Here is an 18,448-nt window from a genome sequence, read left to right as displayed (position 1 = left end):
TGCATGAACAGCACCACGCCATCTTTTCCGGCCTCGTGGAATATCGAGGCCGCAAAACGCATCGCCGATACACCAGCCGGCATCGTTTACGAACTGACGCGCAAGGACGGTTCCCTTGCCGTTGCCAAGGTCCTGAAAAAGAAAGTGCTGAAAGACAGCCTTCGCGGTGCGGATTTCATCGCATGGCGCGCAGGTGTCGGCTGCGTGGAGCTGCTCGACCGCTCGGACGACATTCTGCTGATGGAGCATGCCGGAAGCGAGACGCTGCGCGATGTGCTGTTCCGCGACGGTGACGACGATGCCACCACGGAAATCGCCGCTAACGTTCTGCTGGAATATCATCAGCCATCGCAGCAGACGCCGCCCTCAAGCCTGCTGACGCTGCCGCTCTATTTCGAAAGCCTGTTCCGCAAGGCCGAACAGGACCGCACTGACGGCGTGGAAAGCCCCTATATCGAGGCGGCCACGCTTGCGCAGGAACTGATCGGCAAGCAGCGGGATATCAAGCCGCTGCACGGCGATCTGCACCATGAGAACATCATGCGCAGTGAACGCGGCTGGATCATCATCGACCCGTCAGGCCTGATCGGCGATGCGGCATTCGACGTCGCCAACATGTTCTCCAATCCGCTGGACCGTTTCGACCTCACCCGTAGCGAGGCGCGCATCGCCTCCATGGCGGCGATTTTCGCGAAGACGCTGCAACGGGATGAACGGCTGTTGCTGCAATATGCCTTCGCCTATGGCTGCCTTTCGGCCACGTGGCACGAAGAGGACGAGAATGCGGAAGAGCGCGATAACGAACTCGCCGTCGCGGCAACCATCAAGGCCGTCCTGAAACAGTTCTGAGCAGGCTCAGAGTTTGTCAGGGAAAAGTGGAACCCGGTTTTCCCGAAAAGACAAACGAAAACAAAAGAATCTAGAGTATGCAGGTTCAGAATGAACCTGCATACTCTAGTCCCTGATTTCGACCGAAACCGGCGCAGGATATTCGCCGATGAACCCGCGCCAGTGGGCGACGGAAAAACCAAGCACGATCAGCGCCATGCCCTGATGAGCAAGCGCGACATGAATATCCACATGCATCAAAAGCGTGGTGATGCCGAGCGCCGCCTGAATGGAAACCAGCACGAAGAACAGTACGGCGCGGCGGGCGTGTGGCGTATTCGGCAGCGCGCGCGCCATCGACACCATATGCCACAGCGTGGCGGCAAACAGCGTATAGGCGCCGAGGCGGTGGATGAACTGCACCGTCTTGGGGTTTTCGAAGAGGTTGATCCACCAGGGCTGTTGCAGGAAGAGATCGCCCGGCACCAGCGAGCCGTCCATCAGCGGCCAGGTATTATAGGAAAGGCCGGCATTCAGCCCCGCAACCAATGCGCCGAGATAGATCTGGAACAGACAGAGCACCGTCAGCAACGCAGCAAAGCCCCTGCCCGTCTTTTCGTCGGCGGCGTCGGGCGAATGATGCGACAGGCCGCGCAATATCCACATGCAGCCCGCGAAGATGAGGCAGGCGATGGTCAGATGCGTGGCAAGGCGATATTGCGAGACATCCGTGCGGTTGACGAGGCCTGACGATACCATCCACCAGCCGATGAAGCCCTGAAAGCCGCCAAGCGCCAGAAGGCCGACCAGCGGCAGGCGCAGACGCTTTTCGATGCGGCCGGTCAGCCAGAAGAAGGCGAGCGGCAGTGCGAAGATGATGCCGATGGTGCGGGCAAGCAGGCGATGCGCCCATTCCCACCAGAAAATCGTCTTGAACTCGTCAAGCGACATGCCCTTGTTGATTTCCTGATATTGGGGAATGCGCTTGTAGAGCTGGAACTCTTCTTCCCATTCAGCAACGGAAAGCGGCGGGATGGCGCCATGGATCGGCTTCCATTCGGTAATCGACAGGCCGGATTCGGTAAGCCGCGTGGCGCCGCCGACGAGGACCAGACAGACGAGCGTGAAAAGCACGACGCGCAGCCAGATGCGCAGCAGGCGGCGGTCCTTCTCCTGTTTCTGCAGGGCAGCCTCCACCACCATTTCCGCAGAACCATTTGCCATCGTCATGCCGCTCGAACGCATCTTTCAGGTCTCCCTCATACAGTCATGTTGATTAGCCCCAACCGGCACCACAAAACAAGACCTCAGGGTTTGCGGCATGCGGTCGCGGCGGTATAGTCGCAACAGCTGTTCAATCACGGAAGATTTCATGCATCCTCGCCTCAGATCGCTCATCGGCACCGTCGTCATCATCTGCCTCGTCGTCGTTTACGCCGTGGTGGCGACGGCCATTGCATCGGCGACTCTGGCGCAATCGCCCTGGTGGGTGCATCTCGCTTATTTCGTGTTCACCGGAATTTTGTGGATTTTGCCGGCGATGCTGATCATCAAATGGATGGCCGGACCTAAAAAACAGGGCTGAGCGCCAGCCGTTGTATAACATCCACAGGTCGCAATATTATAAACCGATTGTTTGCCGCTGAACGATATAGTCCGACCGAAACAACCGGAGAGAGTGGATGGCGGCTGAGGGGCCGGTCTTTATCAGCGACAAGCAAGCGCCGACCGCCGTGCAAAACGAGCGGCGGAGTGCTGATCGTCTGTTGATCGATCTCGTCGATGACGCCGCAACCATCCGCTCCGACTGGGAGCAGCTGGAAGGCGACCCACTCAATTCGCTGCATCAGGGTTTTGGCTGGTGCTCCATCTGGGCGCAAACGCAGGACAGCGCGCTCCTGACACTTCGCGGCCGGCAGGGCGGCAAGACGATCTTCCTGCTGCCGCTCGAAATCGTGCTGGAAGGCGGCATCCGCAAGGCACGTTTTCCCGGCGGCCGTTTCAACAATATCAATACGGGGCTTTTCGACCCCTCCTTTGCCGAACAGGCCGGACAGGAAATCGCGGCGGCAATTGCCCGCGAGGCGCGGAAGCTGCTGCATGGCCGGGCCGATATTCTGGCTTTGCAGAACATACCGCTAACGTGGCGCGGCAGGACCAATCCCCTCTCGCATCTTGCTTCCGTCGAAAACCAGAATCCGGCCTTCCAGCTTCCCCTGCTCGAGAGCTTCGAGGCCACGCTTCGGCAGGTCAATGCCAAGAGGCGACGGAAGAAATTCCGCATCCAGAGCCGAAGGGCCGAGGAAATGGGCGGTTACAGCCATGTGATCGCGCGTTCGCCACAGGAAAGATGCGAATTGTTGCAGGCGTTTTTCCGCCAGAAGGCCGCCCGTTTCGCCTCGCAGGGCATTCCGGATGTCTTTCGCAATCAATCTGTGAAGGATTTCTTCTACGATCTCGCCAATTTTCCCGAGACGGGCACAGGCAGCCTGCTGGAACTGCATGCCATTCGCCTGCATGGGGAAAACGAGGGCGTCATTGCCGCGATAGCCGGCCTTTCGCGCAAGCAGGATCACATCATCTGCCAGTTCGGCTCGATCGACGAGTCCGTTTCGGAACTCAGCCCCGGCGAATTGCTGTTCTGGCTGATGATCGAAAGGGCGTGTCGCGAGAAGGCGGCGATCTTCGATTTCGGCGTGGGCGACCAACTCTACAAGCGCAGCTGGTGCCCGCTTTTCACCGTGCAGCACGATATATTCCTACCGGTGACATTGAAGGGTCGCGCAGCGGCCTCGGTCTATGTCGCCATTGCCCGGACGAAGAGCCTGATCAAATCCAATCCGGCGCTTTATGCGTTGATTCAGCGTTTTCGTGCCGGACGGCCGAAGACGGACACCGCTGCCGACTGAGCGCAGATCACGCCGCGCTCAGACGGTCCGGCTTGCGCATACCGGTCATCGGCAATGCCTGTTCATAGCCTTGGGCAACCAGTTCACCGAGCGTCTTTTCCAGAAGTTCGCTATCCTTGCCGGGAACCGAGACGATGATTTCCGCCGGCAGGTTGCGCAGCATTTTCCCAAGGCTCGAAATCTGCACCGCGCCGCATTCGACGAGAACCGTATCATAGGCGTCGGAGAGCGCGCCGAGGATCATCGTCAGGCGATCTATCGCGCGCATGGCCTCGCGCGGCTGCGCATTGCCGCGCGGCACGATATGGGCGTCGGACAGGCGGTCACTGTGAATGGTTTCACCGAAGGCGGCCGCACCCGCCAGAAGGTCCATGACACCGGGAAGCCCGGCTTCCGGCGCCATCAGCCGCGTCGGACAGGCAGACGCCGTCATGTCAACGAGAACGACCGAACGGCCCATCTCGGACAAAGCGCGCGCCAGCATGACGGTCGTTGTCGAACCGCTATCACCAGCCGGAGATACAATGGCGGCAACCGGTTTGGCAAGACGGCTGGCCAGGAAACTTGCGACAGCATCGATCGAGAAATCGTCAGAAGTGTCAACGTCCTCTTCCACTGCCTCTTCCTTCGCAGCCGCGACAGCTTCCACCGGCGGGGCCAGCGTGGCGGCAGCGGCTACAGCCGGCAGGTGCCGTTTCTCCTCTTCGGCAGCGGGCTGGTATGCCGCAACCGGCATGGCCCGCGCAGCAGACGGTATGGTCTCATGGTGCACGGCAACAGGCTGTTCCGGCACATCCGTTGCCTTGTCCTGATCGGCTGGAGCACGTGTAGGGGAAGGCGGATCGGAGAGCGGTGGAACCTGCTTCCGGCCCATCGGCTTCAAGGCCCGGCCGGTGAAAAGCTCCACCAGCATGACCACGATGCAGGACAGCAGAAAGGCCACCAGAGTAACGACGATGGTAATGGCGCCGGTCTTCGGGAAATAGGGTTCGCGCGGCTCCACCGCCGTCGAAATGACACGCGCATCGGCCGGCGTGGAATCCACCGAGCCGGCGCGCGACGTCGCTTCCCGATAACGAGCAAGATAGGTTTCCAGAAGTTGCCTCTGCGCCGAAGCTTCCCGCTCCAGATCGTTGAGGCCGACCTGCTGTTCACCCGCACGCACGCTTTCCGATTTCAGCATGTTCAGTTGCTGGATCAGCTGCCGTTCCCGCAGACGCGAAACATTGGCCTCGTTTTCGAGACTTGCCAGCACCTTGCGGGTTTCCTCCTGAATCTGCCGCTGTATGCCGTCGAGCTGGTTGCGCAGCGCCCGGATGCGCGGATGGCCTTCCAGCATTGAAGACGAGAGATCGGAAATCTGGCTGCGGATCGTGGTTTCGTTTTCCTTCAGCCTCTGGATCGTCGGGGAACCGACGACATCGGGGAAAGTATCAAGCGGACGGCCGGTAGCAAGCGCGTTGCGCACGCCTTCCGCCCGCGCCTCCGCATTGGCGCGCTCTCCGCGGATACGGCCAAGTTCGGTGGAGATATCGCTGAGCTGGCGGGTGGCGAGGGTTTCGCCCTGCCCCGCCGAGAGAAGATCGGACGAAGCGCGGTAATCTGCGACCTTCCTGTCGGCGTCGCGCACCTTTTCGCGCAGACTGGCGATTTCCGGTTCCAGCCAGCGCGCCGCTTCCGTGCTTGTATCCAGTTTCGCGCCGCTCTGCAGGGCGATATAGGCCTTCATCATCTCATTGGGGATGGCGGCGGCAAGCTTGGGGTCCTGCGAAGAGAACTCGACGGTGATGACGCGCGAGCTTTCGACCTGATAGACCTGCAGCTTCTCCCGGAAGGCCTTTAGCACCCGTTCTTCGGGCAGCACCTGAAGCGGGTCCTTCTTGACGCCGACGGCGACCAGCAGCTGCGAAATGAGCGAAGGATGGGCTTCGGGATCGAACTCATCCAGCTCATAGAGCTTCATGTCTTTGGCGACCTGCTTGATGAGATCGACCGACTGCAGTATCTGCACCTGGCTGGAAACGGTCAATTCATCGAGCACGGGCTCGGCGGGCGCATTGGACTGCTGCGAAGCGCCGAAGGAGGCGGTGCGGGATTCGATGAGCACGCGCGCCTCGCCCTTGTAGGCGGACGACATCATGCTTGATATCACGAAGGCGGAGCCTCCGGCCAGAAGCGTGATCGCCGCGATCCGTCCCTTGCGCTGCCATATGGCTGCGACAAGCTGCGCAAGATCGATATCCACATCCCTGTCGTCAATGCGATCGCCGTTCATGCAGGCTCCGTAACCGAGACAAACCTCGGGCGCTCAAATATAGATGGCCAATTTTCGCGAAGCTTAAGTCTTGCCGGTAACACAACAGTTAATCTCGGAGAATCCGACGAAATAAAGCTGATATTACCATCGCTCGCCCGGGTTGTTTACCGCACATTAACCCTAACAGAACGATAAGAATGATCAAAGATCGACTCGGAGCCAGATCAGATGCCGCTCGCCGGATCACGACATGTCACCGCACTGACGCTTGCCGTTCTGACGGCCCTTTCCGGCTGCGCGGCATATCAACCCGCGCCGAGGTCCTTCAATGAGACCGCCCTGCAACCCTATCATGTCGATAGCGGCGACAGGCTGCGCATCAACGTCTTCGAGCAGGCCGGGCTGACCAATACCTATACGGTCGATCAGGCCGGCTATGTCGCCTTCCCGCTGGTCGGCCAGGTTCCTGCCCGCGGCAAGACGCTGCCGCAGCTCGAAGCGGCCATCGCCGCCAAGCTGCGCCAGGGCTATCTGCGCGATCCCGACGTGACCATCGAAATTGACCGTTATCGCCCCGTCTTCATCATGGGCGAAGTCGGTCGTCCCGGCCAATATTCCTATGTGCCTGGTATGACGGTGCAAAACGCCATCGCCATTGCCGGCGGCTTCACCCCGCGCGCCAACCAGGCCGATGTCGACATCACCCGCAAGATCAATGCCGAGGTGATGACCGGCCGGATCGGGATTACCGCGCCCATTCTGGCGGGTGATACCGTCTATGTACGCGAACGCTTCTTCTGAAAACGGAGCGGCGAACGTGTCGGATGACCGCCCACCCCTGCGCATCATTCACTGCTTCCGCTCCCCGGTGGGCGGCGTTTTCCGCCATGTGCGCGACCTTATCGAGGAACATGTCAAACAGGGCCACAAGGTTGGCATCGTCTGCGACAGTTCCACCGGCGGTGCGCATGAGGAACGGCTTTTCGCACAGATCACCCCGATGCTGGAACTTGGCCTCACCCGCCTGCCCATCCGGCGGTCCATCAGCCCCGGCGACCTCATGGCGCTGTGGAAATCCTACAAGCACATCAAAAGTTTGCGGCCGGACATTCTGCACGGGCACAGCGCCAAGGGTGGCGCTCTTGCCCGGCTGATCGGCTCACTCCTGCGGGCGAACAGGTATCGCGTAGCCCGCCTCTATTCCCCGCATGGCGGCAGCCTGCATTATGCCAGAAACAGCCTGAAGGGGCAGCTCTTCCTGCGGCTGGAGCGGTTTCAGGAGCATTTCACCGATGCGCTCTGTTTCGTCTGCAATTTCGAGCAGACGACTTACGAAGCCAAGGTCGGCAAGCCGCGCACCCACACCGCGATGATTTATAACGGCGTGCAGGAAAGCGAGTTCGAAACCGTCCCCGCCCGCGATGATACGGCCCGTTTCCTCTACATCGGCATGCTCCGTGATCTCAAGGGACCGGATGTCTTCATCAGGGCATTCGCGAAAATGGAACGCAGCCTCGGCCAGCCCATGTCCGGCGTGATCGTCGGCGATGGACCGGACAGGGACAAATATGCCGCGATGATCGACAAGGCCGGGCTTTCCCGGCGGATTTCCATGCATGCGGCCATGCCCGCCAGACAGGCTTTCGAACTGGCGACGACGGTGGTGGTGCCTTCGCGCGCCGAAGCCATGCCCTATATCGTGCTGGAAGCGCTTGCGGCGGGAAAGACGGTCATTGCCTCGCATGTCGGCGGCATTCCCGAAATCCTCGGAGAAGACAGCGAGGCGCTCGTCCCGGCCGGCGATGCCGATGCGCTGGCGCGGATCATGGTCAAGGATGCCGAGGATGCCGACTGGGCGCAGCGGGTCATGCCGCACCCCGACAGCTTCAAGGCGAAATTTTCAACCCCTGTTATGGCCGATGAGATGATGAAGCTCTATCGCGACCTGCTGACGAGCTAAAGTTATTTTAAAAACACGATTTTTAATTGTATATTCCAGCCGTCCTGTAGAAACTGATCATAAACGTTTCTTAGCATGTTTCGGCTAGTTTTCTGCTCGTAGAGCGCGGCCATCCACCCGGATGCACAAAGGGCGCTCTACCACTTTGAGGTTGCGTATCGTTCCGGTTGAAAATCTGTGCGGTTTTCAGGTCGATGCGCTGGAGGGTGCGGACCAAAGCAATGACCAAGACTGACAAGGACAGACTGCAATTCGATCTGGCGTCATTGCGCAAGAAAATCTCCGAGCGTCAAACCGGAGAATCCTCCGCATCCGAACCCGTCGTTCTCAATCCGCTTGCTCGGCAGATCGCCAACCAGCTTCGCGCCGGCAATCATTCGCCCAATATGGTGATCGGGCAATTGCGGCTTCTCGAATTCACGATGCTCGTGGTCATCGCCGCCATCGTCAACGGCATCGCAGCCGATCGCGGTCTCGAAACATTTCTGGCGGTGTTCGGCGGTGGCGTGCTGGGGGCGGCGCTCTGCGTCTTTCTTCTGCAGGCGGGTGATTGTTATCAGCTTCCGACACTGCGCACGCCGCTGAAGATGTTCGCCCGCATCCAGGGCGCCGTCTGTCTCTCCTTCGTGGGAATTGGCTGTTTCCTTCTCCTCTTCTTTCCCGATGCGCTGCACTCCTGGCAAGCCTTCGGCATCTGGTACGCAACGGGTGCGATCGTGATCTTCGCCGGTCGACTGATCCTCGGTTTTGCCATTCGCCACTGGGGCCGCAACGGCGTCATGGAGCGCCGCGCCGTCATCGTCGGCGGTGGCGATACCGCTAAGGACCTTATCCGCTCGCTGGAGCAGCAATCCGATAACGATATCCGCATCTGCGGTATCTTTGACGACCGGAAAAGCGCCCGCTCTCCCGAAGTTGTCGCCGGTTATCCCAAACTTGGCACCTTTGCTGAACTGGTGGAGTTTGCCCGTCTGACGAAGCTTGACATGCTGATCATCGCCCTGCCGCTCAGTGCCGAGGCGCGCATTCTCCAGCTCCTGCACAAGCTCTGGATACTGCCAGTCGATATCCGCATCGCGGCGCATGCCAATAAATTGCGTTTCCGTCCCCGCGCCTATTCCCATGTGGGCAAGGTGCCGATGCTCGATGTGTTCGACAAGCCGATCCGTGACTGGGATTCGGTGGCGAAACGGGTGTTCGACATTACTTTCAGCCTCATCGGTATCGCCATTTTGTGGCCGGTGATGCTGGGGGCGGGAATTGCGGTGAAAACGACCTCGAAAGGCCCTGTTCTCTTCAAGCAGAAGCGCCACGGCTTCAACAACGAAACGATCAACGTCTGGAAGTTCCGTTCCATGTATACGGAACTCAGCGACCCGACCGCCAAAAAGGCCGTGACGAAGAACGACCCCCGCGTCACACCCGTCGGCCGCTTCCTGCGCAAATCCTCGATGGACGAGCTGCCGCAGCTCTTCAACGTTCTCTATGGCGATCTTTCGCTGGTTGGGCCGCGCCCGCACGCCGTTCATGCCCAGACGGGCGATCTGAAATATACCGAGGTGGTGGAGCATTATTTCGCGCGCCACAAGGTGAAGCCCGGCGTTACCGGCTGGGCGCAGATCAACGGCTGGCGCGGCGAGATCGACCACGGCGACAAGATCAAGTTCCGCACCGAATATGATCTCTATTACATTGAGAACTGGTCACTGTTCCTCGATCTGAAGATCCTGTTCCTCACGCCGATACGGCTGCTCAAATCGGAAAACGCCTATTGACCCACACCGGTTACCAGCACGCGGCGAATTTCGACGCACCGTTGGCCACCATGCGGCTCATCGGATCGTTCTTCATCGCCTTCGGCGTGTTCCTTTCCGGCTTCGTCATCTCCGAACCGGCCCCTTATGAATTGATGATGGTAGGACAGGTGGCCGTGTGGTTCCTGCTTGGCCTTCGCCTTTCGCGCACCGTCGTCCTGCTTCTGTGCCTGCTGCTTGCCTTTAATGTCGGCGGTTATCTTTCGCTCACCACCATGGCCGATCTGGATGAGGGACCGCTCTATCTCGCCGTCTCGACCTTCCTGGCGCTGACCTCGGTTTTTTATGCGGCGATCGTGGAGGACAAGTACCAGCGGCTGCTTTTGATTTTCCGGGCCTGGCTTACGGCAGCGCTGATCACAGCGCTGCTCGGCATCATCGGATATTTCCACGCCATTCCGGGTTTTGAGGTCTTCACTCTTTACGACCGCGCAAAAGGCGCCTTTCAGGACCCGAACGTCTTCGGTCCCTTTCTGGTGACGCCCTCGCTTTACCTGATCTACGGCCTTCTCACCGGCAAGGCGATGCATGCGCCCTGGCGGATCGCCGGGCTGCTCATCCTGTCGCTTGGCGTGTTCCTGTCGTTCTCGCGCGCGGCCTGGGGCCTGTTTCTGTTCGCCACCATCCTCCTCGTCTTCGTCATGCTGCTGAAGGAACGGACGGCTGCGTTTCGTCTGAAAATCCTCGTGCTGTTTCTCGTCGCCGCCGGGCTGATGGTTGCGGCGGTCATCATCGCGCTGCAGTTCAAGCAGGTGGCGGATCTATTCTCCAGCCGCGCTTCGGCGGTGCAATCTTATGATGGCGGCCATCTCGGGCGTTTTGCACGCCACTATCTCGGCTTCCTGCTCGCCATGGAACACCCGCTCGGCATCGGCCCCATGGTGTTCGACAATATCTTCCCCGCCGCCGAACATAATATCTGGCTGAAGAGCCTGACCACGCATGGCTGGTTCGGTTTCGTCATCTATCTGGTCCTGATCTGCTGGACCATTGCCGCAGGTTTCAGGCATCTGCTGCGGCCACGCCCGTGGCAGCCGTTCCTGATCATTTCCTGGGTGACCTTCGTCGGACACGTAATGATCGGCGCCGTCATTGATACCGACCACTGGCGGCATTTCTTCCTGCTGCTGGGCATATTGTGGGGATGCATGGCGCTTGAGAAGCGCGAAAGCCTGCGCCGCCGCGCGCGGGCCGCCTAAAACGCTTCACCTTACGGAACCTTACGCCATTTCATGAGTTTAGCCCCCGATTCTGACTGTCAAACGGGGAGACATCTTATGACGCAGACCAATAATCTCTATCTCATCATCGGCGCACTCCTGGTGGTCCTTGTTGGCCTTGGGGCTTATGTCTGGCACGAGGAAAGCAAGCCGAAGGGGATCGAGATGAATATCGGCCCGAACGGCGTTTCCGTTCAGGAGAATTGATCCGCAAGCGTCGCGCAAAGTCCGGCCATTAAGACCGGGTGCATCCCACGCCGAACACGGCCGGGATGTACCCGGTCTTCTTATGAGAGAGGACGAAAGGCGGGATCGATGCCCGCTGCGCCGGTTCGGTACGAATGATCCGTATCGCCCGATCAAGGAAACAGCTAGCGCAATGGTCTCCTCCATCGACCTGTCCACACGCCTCACCGCCACCAGGCTCGCCCTCAAGGCCATCAAGGAGCAGGAAGACAATTCCCCTGCCACATCCTCCTCGACGCGGGCGGCTCTCATCGATTCCTACGGGCTCGACACCTCATCTTCTTCCACCAATACGCGCCTCACCCAGCTTCTGGCGCAATATTCCCAGACCTCGAGCGAAGACACGCAGACCGACGATACCGATACGCAGCTTTCTTCCGGCGATATTAGCAAGGCCGATTTCATGAAGGAGCTGAAGGAGATGCTGGAAGAACTGACCAGGGACCCGGACAAGGCTTCGCAGGCCAAGGCCATGCTGGAGGCTTTGACAACAGGCACGCTGACGGTCTCCGATCCCGCCGAGGGCGCCCAAATCAAGGCGTGGGACGTGGCCTCCGATACAAAAACCACCTCCAAGCCGACGACGGAGATCACCACGACGGGATGGAGCGACTTTCTGAAAGACCATCTCAAACGCGACGGCTCGGCTTATGCCAGAAGCGAGACCGGCGCCTATGTCGACACTGTTTCCGGCGACAACGCGTTTTTCGGCAGCGTCGGCAGCCGTTATTATTATCTCACCTGGCCACAGGCGAAAAACGGCACCCTGACCGTATAAAGCCAGATTTCCCGAGGACTGAACGGATCGCTGCGACATGGAACATGCCGCAGCGTCGCTTTTTCGTCTGCTCAGACGGCAGGCGCGGTGGCCGGTTCGGCTCCGCCAGAGAGCGCCTTTTGCAGTTGCGCTTCCTGCGCCGGCGACAGCGAGGTCTTGATGACCCGCCCGCGCAGGCCTTCGAATTCTGCCAGCACCTTTTCCGGCTGCACCTTGCGGATCAGCACGAACAGCGCCGAAGAACCATTGGGAATGGTCTCGCCGAGTGATTTGATGAAATCATCGTCGATACCGAAATCCGTCAGCGAACCCGCAAGGGCGCCCGTGCCGGCGCCAATCGCGCCGCCGATGGCAAATCCCGCCAGCGGATTAAGGAACAGCAGGCCGACAAGGCCGCCCCACAGACCGCCAGACAGGAAACCGGAGCTTGCGCCGATTGCCGTCAGATTGACGCTCTGCTTCAGATGCACCTTGCCGTCTTCATCGCGAACGACGACCACGGCATCTTCCAGATCAACCAGATATTCCTTTTTCAGGCCTGCAAGCTTCAGAAGCACCCTGTCGGCCACTTCCGTTCCGTCAAAACCAACAACGACGAGTTCGGACATAGTTCGTCTCCCTGAGTTTCAATTCCGCTGCGATTGAACGCCGAAGAACGCAGCTTGTTCCGGCAATGATGGAAAGAGGATGTGTCACGCGTTTGACGGTCGCCCATGCCGGGAAGCATCACCCTGCCCCGGCCCTTTCTTGCCGTCCACACCCTTTGTTCCTTTTTTTATGAAAAGACCATTTTCCGCTTGCACCCTAACAGGCTTATATATAAACGGCTTTCAGGTTCGGAGCGTAGCGCAGCCCGGTAGCGCACTTGACTGGGGGTCAAGGGGTCGTGGGTTCGAATCCCGCCGCTCCGACCATTAAAATCAGATAGATAGCCAGTTCCCCCAGAGCTGGCTATATTTGTTTTAGCTCTCTAGTAATGAGCGCTATGCGCGAGTTTAAAAGACCCTGTTCGGGTGTGCATTTATCCAAGCCTTGAGAACGAAGTGTGCTGAGATGGCAAAAAAACCGAAAATAGAACACTCAGAATTCTCGGGCGAGTTTGAAGACGAGGGCATCACCGTCCTTGTTGATATCTACCGGCCCGCTGGTACCCAGCAGGATTGGACGCTCGAGGTTATCAGCGAGCACGACGATGTCACCACCTGGGACGAACCTTTCGCCACCGATAAAGACGCCTGGGAAGAATTCCTGGCCACTTGTGAGAAAGATGGGATTCGCAGCTTCCTTGATGGCGACGATCCGTCAGTTCATTAACGTTTGATTCTGCGGCACCAAGCCGTAGGGGTTTTGGGCCAGAATTCCGTGCTCCGACCGTTGTCTTCTCGATCCCCATTTTTGATCGAGAGCGTTCTCCGGTTAAATTCCCGACAATATAAGCTCAGGTGTAAAGCCGCTAGCCGTAGAAGGACAGCGCGCATTGCCTTGTTGACTCTCCGCTAAAATTAGAACATTTAGTGAACAAAAGAGAGGTCATCCACTATGCCCGACGCTGAAAAAATCACCCCTGCACGGCCCGACGACATAGCGGGATATGTCATCCAGTGTCATGACGGCGATGCGAAGGCGGCTGTCGAAGCGCTTCTCGGCGAAATCGAGCATTTGCAGGAACAGCTCTCCCTTGCAGTCGCCATCATGGGAAATGGATATACCCGCGGGTGGAAGCCCGACGCGGGGCGGGATTAGAATCGTCTCCGCCACAGTCTTTTGGGCGCGATGACACACCAGCAAGCCTGATGAGCGATTGAGCCTTGGACAAAAATCCTCCGCCATATCGGCTGCCGGGGCGATGGGATAAGTTTAAGGCTGCGTGGTAGTCCGCTGTGTGGGCGTAGCCGGCAAGGTGTCCCGACGAAGGGCGGTGCCGGCATCTGTTGCCTACACCGCCTGCCCCAGGCCATCTTCAATATTCGTTGGACGCGATCGCGAAATCGTCGATGACAGGCATCTTTTCCGCGTTTTCCCACGTCCGGTCCATGGCGTAGGTTTGCGACAGATAGGGAATGCCGATATGGCCGAAGCGGAAGGAAAGCTGGCTTTCCGCCTGTTCCTCATCAAACCGTGCGACGCGACTGAGATAGAGAGCGGTGGCAAGACCTGTCCTGTCCGCACCGGCCTTGCAATGAATGAGAATGGGTTTCGGCGCATCGCGCATGATCGCGACCAGCTCGTTGACCCTGTTCATGTCAAGCTCCTGGCTGGCCGACATGCCGAAATCGATGTGATTCAATCCGAGCTCGCGGGAGGTCTCGACCTCATCCCTGTACCAGGCCTTGGCTTCATTCGCACCGCGCAGATTGATGACCGTCCTGATACCATGGTCCTTGGTATAGCGGACGAGCTGCTCATTGCTCGGCTGGTTGGAGCGATAAAGCTGCCCCGCGACTACCTCGTGAAAATTGCCGAGGAGCTGAATGGCGTAGAGATAACCGCCTGTGGCAAGCACAGCAATACCCATGCCCCAAAAGGAGCACTTCCAGAATCTTCGCATAATAAAACGGTTCCCTCATTCGACGAGAGAACCGATACAGGTGGATTCTGACAGTAAGCTGAAAGTTCTGCGACAGTATTGTAAGAGTAGAAAATTTGCGCTTGATCAACGCACAAAAACGTAGACCGCATAGACCGCAATGAGTGCGGCCGCCGCCGCCGCGGTGATGGCGCCAAGACGTTTCTCGATGAAATGGCGTACCGGTTCACCGTATTTCTGCAGCAACCCGGCCAGGATGAAAAAGCGCGCACCGCGCGTGACGACAGCCGAAAGAATGAAGAGGCCGAGGCTGATATTGGCAGCACCGGAGAGAATTGTGACGACCTTGATCGGCGGCAGATGCGCGAGCCCCGATGTCACCAGCAGGAGAACGATTGTCTCGTAATCCACCGAGTTCTTCAGATGCTCGAAGCTGTCGAGCTTGCCGTAAAATTCGAGAATGGGCCGGGCAAGGCTCTCAAAAGCATAATGACCGAGGAACCAGCCGGCGATGCCGCCGAGAACCGAGGCGACGGTTGCAACGAGTGCATAAAACATCGCCTTTTTCGGCTTGGCCAGCACCATGGGCAGGAAAAGCACATCCGCAGGTACGACGAAGACGGAGCTTTCCACGAAAGCCACGATCGCCAGCCACCATACGGCGGTTTTGCGCGCAGCGAGCGCCATCGTCCAGGCATAGATGTTTTTCAGCATTTCATGTCCCCGGGGAAGAGTGTTGCGGAGTGAAGACAGGCAGGAGCCAGGGTAGGCCGGCGGTGATTCATGTGGTTTGCCGACGGCGGCCGGCGGGCCGGAGAGACCGAACCCGAATGAGAATTAGAGACAACGCAAGAGAATGGCAAATGTTGGAAAATTTATTTTTGCATCGCAAAAAATCATAATGACAAGCATTTCCCGCCCATACCGAGAGCCGGTTGCTGCAATGCAAAATTTCACCCTGTGGTAGATAAGTTCGCCTTTTTGCTGTAGAATGAAGGCGGACGGAAGAGGAGGAAGTTATCATGGAATATGTAAGCTTCGTTACATCGATCAATCCGGTCATACTTGTCATTCTGCTGGTGGTTCTTCTTGCAGGGGCTTACAGCAGCTGGGTTTCGCACTGAGCAGGACGGAACCACTCGACCAAATGTGAAAGGCTCCGTTTCTATCAACGATAGGCATTGGGCCGGATGAATGTTATCAAGCCCGGAGTTAAAACAACTCCCGGGAAGCCGTATGACGAACGAATTCGCATTCACTGATACGTCTGAAAAGCTCAGCACGACGCTTGAGAAGCTAATAGGAAAGCTGCAGGGTCAGACGATCACGTTGCGCGAGTTGATGGAAGCAATCGGCGAACAGGGCCTGTTGCTCATCTGCGCGATCGCCTCTCTACCTTTTCTCATTCCGGTTTCCATTCCCGGCGTCAGCACGGTCTTTGGCGCAGCGATCATCCTTGTCAGTCTGGCAATCACCCTCAATCGCCTGCCATGGTTGCCGGCAAAAATTCTTGACCGGCAGATGGAAACGGCAAAGCTTGTTCCCGCCCTTCAAAAAGGCGTCGCCATTGTCTCCAAGCTCGATGGTTTCATCCGTCCGCGCATTCCCGCGCTGACGACGGGCATCATCGCCAACCGGATAAACGGGCTTGCGCTGATGACGGCGGGCGTATTGCTGATGATGCCGCTCGGCTTCATTCCCTTCTCCAACACCCTTCCGGGTGTCGCGATCCTGCTTTTTTCAGCCGGGATGATTCAGCGGGATGGCGTCACCGTGCTCGGCGGCTATCTCTTCCTGGGTCTGACGACGATTTATTTCGCAGCGCTCGCCTATGCGGCTTTCTGGGCCGGCCAGGGCATCAGCAGCTCCATCGGCGCTTAAGACCTATCGCCGGCCGCCATTACGGCTGTCGCGGCCGTTCTGCCGCGACGCCCACCAGACCGCCAGCCGTCGCCGCTGGCGGCGAACCACGGGCAGATCGTGGGAAAGCACGATGAGACCAAGCGGAATCATCCAGAAACCAAGGACGGGCAGGAAACCCAGCGTTCCGCCCACCACCAGAGCCGAGCCCGTCGCGATCCTGCCGACGCGCGAACGCGGCATGGCAAGGCTCCATTTTCCGACATGGAGACGATGCGTTCTGTGGTCGATACCGAATTTCATTCCATCCTGCCCTTTTTCATCTGGCCTGTGGATAATTTTTTCACCGTCGATAAGCCCGGAAAATCGGGACTCTGGAGGGATAAAACAAGAGGAATGCGTTTTTTTTGAAAAAACCGCTTGGCAAATCGGAAAAGCATTTGTATTACCCCGCTCACACCGCGCCAAGCGGTGCACGTTCCCTGGTAGCTCAGCGGTAGAGCATTCGACTGTTAATCGACAGGTCGCCGGTTCGAATCCGGCCCGGGGAGCCATCTCTCTCAAAAACATGTTTTGAAGAGCGAAGTGCCGCTGCAATTCGCCCGATTTGGATCGGCGATTTTCCTGAATTCCCGGTTATTCAGCCGTCAAACGGTCAGGTCTTCTTGACCACCCGTTTCGTCGCCCTTGTGGCGTTGGTCAGTGCCGGCGGATCACTTGCCGGAAAACTCTCCTCAAGGCTCTCGGTCAAATCGTCGTCCTTGTTCCTGACCGCAGATTTCTGCTCCTTCTCAAGCGATTTTACCGCCGGGGATTTGGCCTTTGCCGAGGCTGCCTTTTTCGCTGGCATTTTCTTCGCAGGCGCCTTCTCCGCTGACGCCTTCGCGGCAGCTGGCTTCTTCACGCCATTCCCGCTTTTGGACTTTGCCGCTTCCGCATCTGCGGAAAGTTCCCGTTCTGCCTCGATCCAGTGTCTTTCATGATGCCCGTCGGGTCTTCCTTCCCTCTCCCATATTGCGCGCGCTTTTTCACGGATTACGGCTTCGCGGTCATGGCTCATAACGGACCTCCCTCTTCGTGTTGCACCGGTTTTGATTGTGCCACTGAAAAAACAAAAAAAGCCAGAGTTTGTTCCGCGCGGTTTCGTCGCGGGTGAGCATTTCCGCGTGAAAGGGAACCGTTGTCGACCGCGGATCGTTTGCCCTGCAGAAACCCGCAGGAGACCATTTCATGAACACCCCGCAAAAGCCGAAAACCGAACCGCTTGATATTCGCGACGAGGATGTCGCGCGTTTCGAAACCGACAGCGAGCTGAAAGCAAAGGACGGCGAGATTTACCCGGACGAGAGCATGAGCCTGCGTGCACGCCGGCAGGCGGCAAGGCAGCATGAGGACGCCTTCATCGTCGCCACGGACCTTGAGGACGATGACCAGCGCGAGGCGGCGCCGGGCACCAGAGAGCAGCCATAGGCCGAAAATGGAAAAGGCGGGTCAAAGCCCGCCTTTATCAAAGGAATGCCTGGAGATTTTATCGACGGACCGACACGATGGCCTTGCGATTGAAGTTCGACACCTGCACCCGGCCGGACTGATTGCCGCCGAGGATCTGGGCGGTCTTGCCGCTCATGCTTTTCAAAATGCCGGCGTGATAACCGCGGCCGTTGCGAATGACAACGACATCGCCCGGCTTGGCCTGGCCCACCGGAACGGCATAACCGAAGGATGTCCAGGACTTCGCAAATCCATAGGATTTGGGAGACTGCCGGCCGGCCTTGCTGGCGACAGCATGCAGGAAAAGGCCGCACCATGGGGTGCTGCGGGGATTTGCGCCAAGAATATTCTTGAGGCTCTTGTTGTTCTTGGACTCGTGCAGCCCGGTGTATTTTTCCGCCTGGTTCAGCATGCCGGCCGAGGCCGATGCAACGACTGTAAAAGACAAGGCAACGGATAGAATTAACGCGGATACTCTCAAACGTCTCGCCCTTATGTTAGAGGGCGCCCGTGTATTGTGACAATTTAGCGACAATTTGACGAGAAATGGGCAGAAAT

At 58.3% G+C, this 18,448-nt stretch carries 21 protein-coding genes and 2 tRNA genes; 15 read left to right on the top strand and 8 right to left on the bottom strand.

Annotated features, from left to right (window positions below; genetic code table 11):
- The first annotated feature begins 3 nt into the window (after positions 1-3).
- On the top strand, positions 4-849 hold the full coding sequence (locus V6S97_RS01805) for an aminoglycoside phosphotransferase family protein (RefSeq protein WP_112277763.1): 846 nt from the start codon (positions 4-6) through the stop codon (positions 847-849).
- Between the two features lie 105 nt (positions 850-954).
- On the opposite strand, the gene V6S97_RS01800 is transcribed toward V6S97_RS01805, so the two are convergent.
- Entirely contained in the window at positions 955-2,058 is a 1,104-nt protein-coding gene (locus V6S97_RS01800; RefSeq protein WP_035212501.1) for a COX15/CtaA family protein, read from the bottom strand.
- A gap of 142 nt (positions 2,059-2,200) precedes the next feature.
- On the opposite strand from V6S97_RS01800, the gene V6S97_RS01795 reads away from it, so the two are divergent.
- Together V6S97_RS01795 and uppA are read left to right on the top strand one after the other, a co-directional pair.
- On the top strand, positions 2,201-2,413 hold the full coding sequence (locus V6S97_RS01795; protein WP_003502315.1) for a DUF2842 domain-containing protein: 213 nt from the start codon (positions 2,201-2,203) through the stop codon (positions 2,411-2,413).
- Between the two features lie 97 nt (positions 2,414-2,510).
- Positions 2,511-3,737 (top strand): polysaccharide biosynthesis GNAT family N-acetyltransferase UppA, encoded by a 1,227-nt coding sequence (gene uppA / locus V6S97_RS01790; protein ID WP_111793913.1) that lies wholly within the window; start codon positions 2,511-2,513, stop codon positions 3,735-3,737.
- A gap of 7 nt (positions 3,738-3,744) precedes the next feature.
- Here the strand turns inward: uppA and uppB are convergent, their stop codons facing one another.
- Positions 3,745-6,012, bottom strand: coding sequence for a polysaccharide biosynthesis protein UppB (gene uppB / locus V6S97_RS01785; protein WP_334425984.1), 2,268 nt, complete (start codon positions 6,010-6,012; stop codon positions 3,745-3,747).
- 210 nt (positions 6,013-6,222) lie between these two features.
- Between uppB and uppC the strand changes: the two genes are divergently transcribed.
- From uppC to V6S97_RS01755, 6 genes are all read left to right on the top strand, one after another.
- Positions 6,223-6,795 (top strand): polysaccharide export protein UppC, encoded by a 573-nt coding sequence (uppC, locus tag V6S97_RS01780; RefSeq protein ID WP_020012300.1) that lies wholly within the window; start codon positions 6,223-6,225, stop codon positions 6,793-6,795.
- Between the two features lie 16 nt (positions 6,796-6,811).
- Complete coding sequence (gene uppD, locus V6S97_RS01775; RefSeq protein WP_020810813.1) at positions 6,812-7,954, top strand: polysaccharide biosynthesis type 4 glycosyltransferase UppD; 1,143 nt, start codon at positions 6,812-6,814, stop codon at positions 7,952-7,954.
- A gap of 221 nt (positions 7,955-8,175) precedes the next feature.
- Positions 8,176-9,729 carry a polysaccharide biosynthesis glycosyltransferase UppE gene (gene uppE / locus V6S97_RS01770; protein WP_111792366.1) on the top strand — a complete coding sequence of 518 codons (1,554 nt, stop codon included), beginning with the start codon at positions 8,176-8,178 and terminating at the stop codon, positions 9,727-9,729.
- Positions 9,726-10,967, top strand: a complete 1,242-nt coding sequence (uppF, locus tag V6S97_RS01765; protein ID WP_080866082.1) for a polysaccharide biosynthesis O-antigen ligase family protein UppF — start codon at positions 9,726-9,728, stop codon at positions 10,965-10,967. The genes uppE and uppF overlap by 4 nt, the downstream gene beginning before the upstream one ends.
- Positions 10,968-11,045: 78 nt before the next feature.
- Positions 11,046-11,195 carry a hypothetical protein gene (locus V6S97_RS01760; RefSeq protein ID WP_003496532.1) on the top strand — a complete coding sequence of 50 codons (150 nt, stop codon included), beginning with the start codon at positions 11,046-11,048 and terminating at the stop codon, positions 11,193-11,195.
- A 172-nt stretch (positions 11,196-11,367) separates the two neighbouring features.
- Complete coding sequence (locus V6S97_RS01755) at positions 11,368-12,012, top strand: hypothetical protein (RefSeq protein ID WP_099085481.1); 645 nt, start codon at positions 11,368-11,370, stop codon at positions 12,010-12,012.
- 71 nt (positions 12,013-12,083) lie between these two features.
- Here V6S97_RS01755 and V6S97_RS01750 read toward each other — a convergent pair whose 3' ends face one another.
- Entirely contained in the window at positions 12,084-12,620 is a 537-nt protein-coding gene (locus V6S97_RS01750; protein WP_020012295.1) for a DUF1269 domain-containing protein, read from the bottom strand.
- Between the two features lie 229 nt (positions 12,621-12,849).
- Between V6S97_RS01750 and V6S97_RS01745 the strand changes: the two genes are divergently transcribed.
- The 3 genes from V6S97_RS01745 to V6S97_RS01735 all read left to right on the top strand — a co-directional run bounded on the left by V6S97_RS01745 (position 12,850) and on the right by V6S97_RS01735 (position 13,755).
- Positions 12,850-12,926, top strand: a tRNA-Pro gene (locus V6S97_RS01745).
- A gap of 139 nt (positions 12,927-13,065) precedes the next feature.
- Entirely contained in the window at positions 13,066-13,326 is a 261-nt protein-coding gene (locus tag V6S97_RS01740; protein WP_003502300.1) for a hypothetical protein, read from the top strand.
- A gap of 225 nt (positions 13,327-13,551) precedes the next feature.
- Positions 13,552-13,755 carry a hypothetical protein gene (locus V6S97_RS01735; protein WP_334425982.1) on the top strand — a complete coding sequence of 68 codons (204 nt, stop codon included), beginning with the start codon at positions 13,552-13,554 and terminating at the stop codon, positions 13,753-13,755.
- 217 nt (positions 13,756-13,972) lie between these two features.
- On the opposite strand, the gene V6S97_RS01730 is transcribed toward V6S97_RS01735, so the two are convergent.
- Both V6S97_RS01730 and V6S97_RS01725 read right to left on the bottom strand, forming a co-directional pair.
- Positions 13,973-14,527, bottom strand: coding sequence for a dual specificity protein phosphatase family protein (locus tag V6S97_RS01730; protein ID WP_162686136.1), 555 nt, complete (start codon positions 14,525-14,527; stop codon positions 13,973-13,975).
- 138 nt (positions 14,528-14,665) lie between these two features.
- Entirely contained in the window at positions 14,666-15,253 is a 588-nt protein-coding gene (locus V6S97_RS01725) for a YqaA family protein (protein ID WP_003502297.1), read from the bottom strand.
- A gap of 522 nt (positions 15,254-15,775) precedes the next feature.
- On the opposite strand from V6S97_RS01725, the gene V6S97_RS01720 reads away from it, so the two are divergent.
- Positions 15,776-16,420, top strand: coding sequence for an exopolysaccharide biosynthesis protein (locus tag V6S97_RS01720; protein WP_020012290.1), 645 nt, complete (start codon positions 15,776-15,778; stop codon positions 16,418-16,420).
- Between the two features lie 3 nt (positions 16,421-16,423).
- Here V6S97_RS01720 and V6S97_RS01715 read toward each other — a convergent pair whose 3' ends face one another.
- Entirely contained in the window at positions 16,424-16,702 is a 279-nt protein-coding gene (locus V6S97_RS01715) for a hypothetical protein (RefSeq protein ID WP_020810808.1), read from the bottom strand.
- Between the two features lie 176 nt (positions 16,703-16,878).
- Between V6S97_RS01715 and V6S97_RS01710 the strand changes: the two genes are divergently transcribed.
- Positions 16,879-16,953: transfer RNA gene (locus tag V6S97_RS01710), tRNA-Asn, on the top strand.
- Between the two features lie 101 nt (positions 16,954-17,054).
- On the opposite strand, the gene V6S97_RS01705 is transcribed toward V6S97_RS01710, so the two are convergent.
- A complete protein-coding gene (locus V6S97_RS01705; RefSeq protein ID WP_111792640.1) occupies positions 17,055-17,459 on the bottom strand; it encodes a DUF2934 domain-containing protein in 405 nt (134 codons plus the stop codon).
- A gap of 170 nt (positions 17,460-17,629) precedes the next feature.
- Between V6S97_RS01705 and V6S97_RS01700 the strand changes: the two genes are divergently transcribed.
- Entirely contained in the window at positions 17,630-17,869 is a 240-nt protein-coding gene (locus tag V6S97_RS01700; RefSeq protein WP_003502291.1) for a hypothetical protein, read from the top strand.
- A 58-nt stretch (positions 17,870-17,927) separates the two neighbouring features.
- On the opposite strand, the gene V6S97_RS01695 is transcribed toward V6S97_RS01700, so the two are convergent.
- Entirely contained in the window at positions 17,928-18,371 is a 444-nt protein-coding gene (locus V6S97_RS01695) for a TIGR02594 family protein (RefSeq protein WP_020810805.1), read from the bottom strand.
- Positions 18,372-18,448: the final 77 nt, after the last annotated feature.

The sequence above is a fragment of the Agrobacterium sp. CCNWLW155 genome, from assembly GCF_036888815.1.
GTDB lineage: Bacteria > Pseudomonadota > Alphaproteobacteria > Rhizobiales > Rhizobiaceae > Agrobacterium > Agrobacterium radiobacter.
This window is presented reverse-complemented; position numbering and strand designations above follow the sequence as displayed.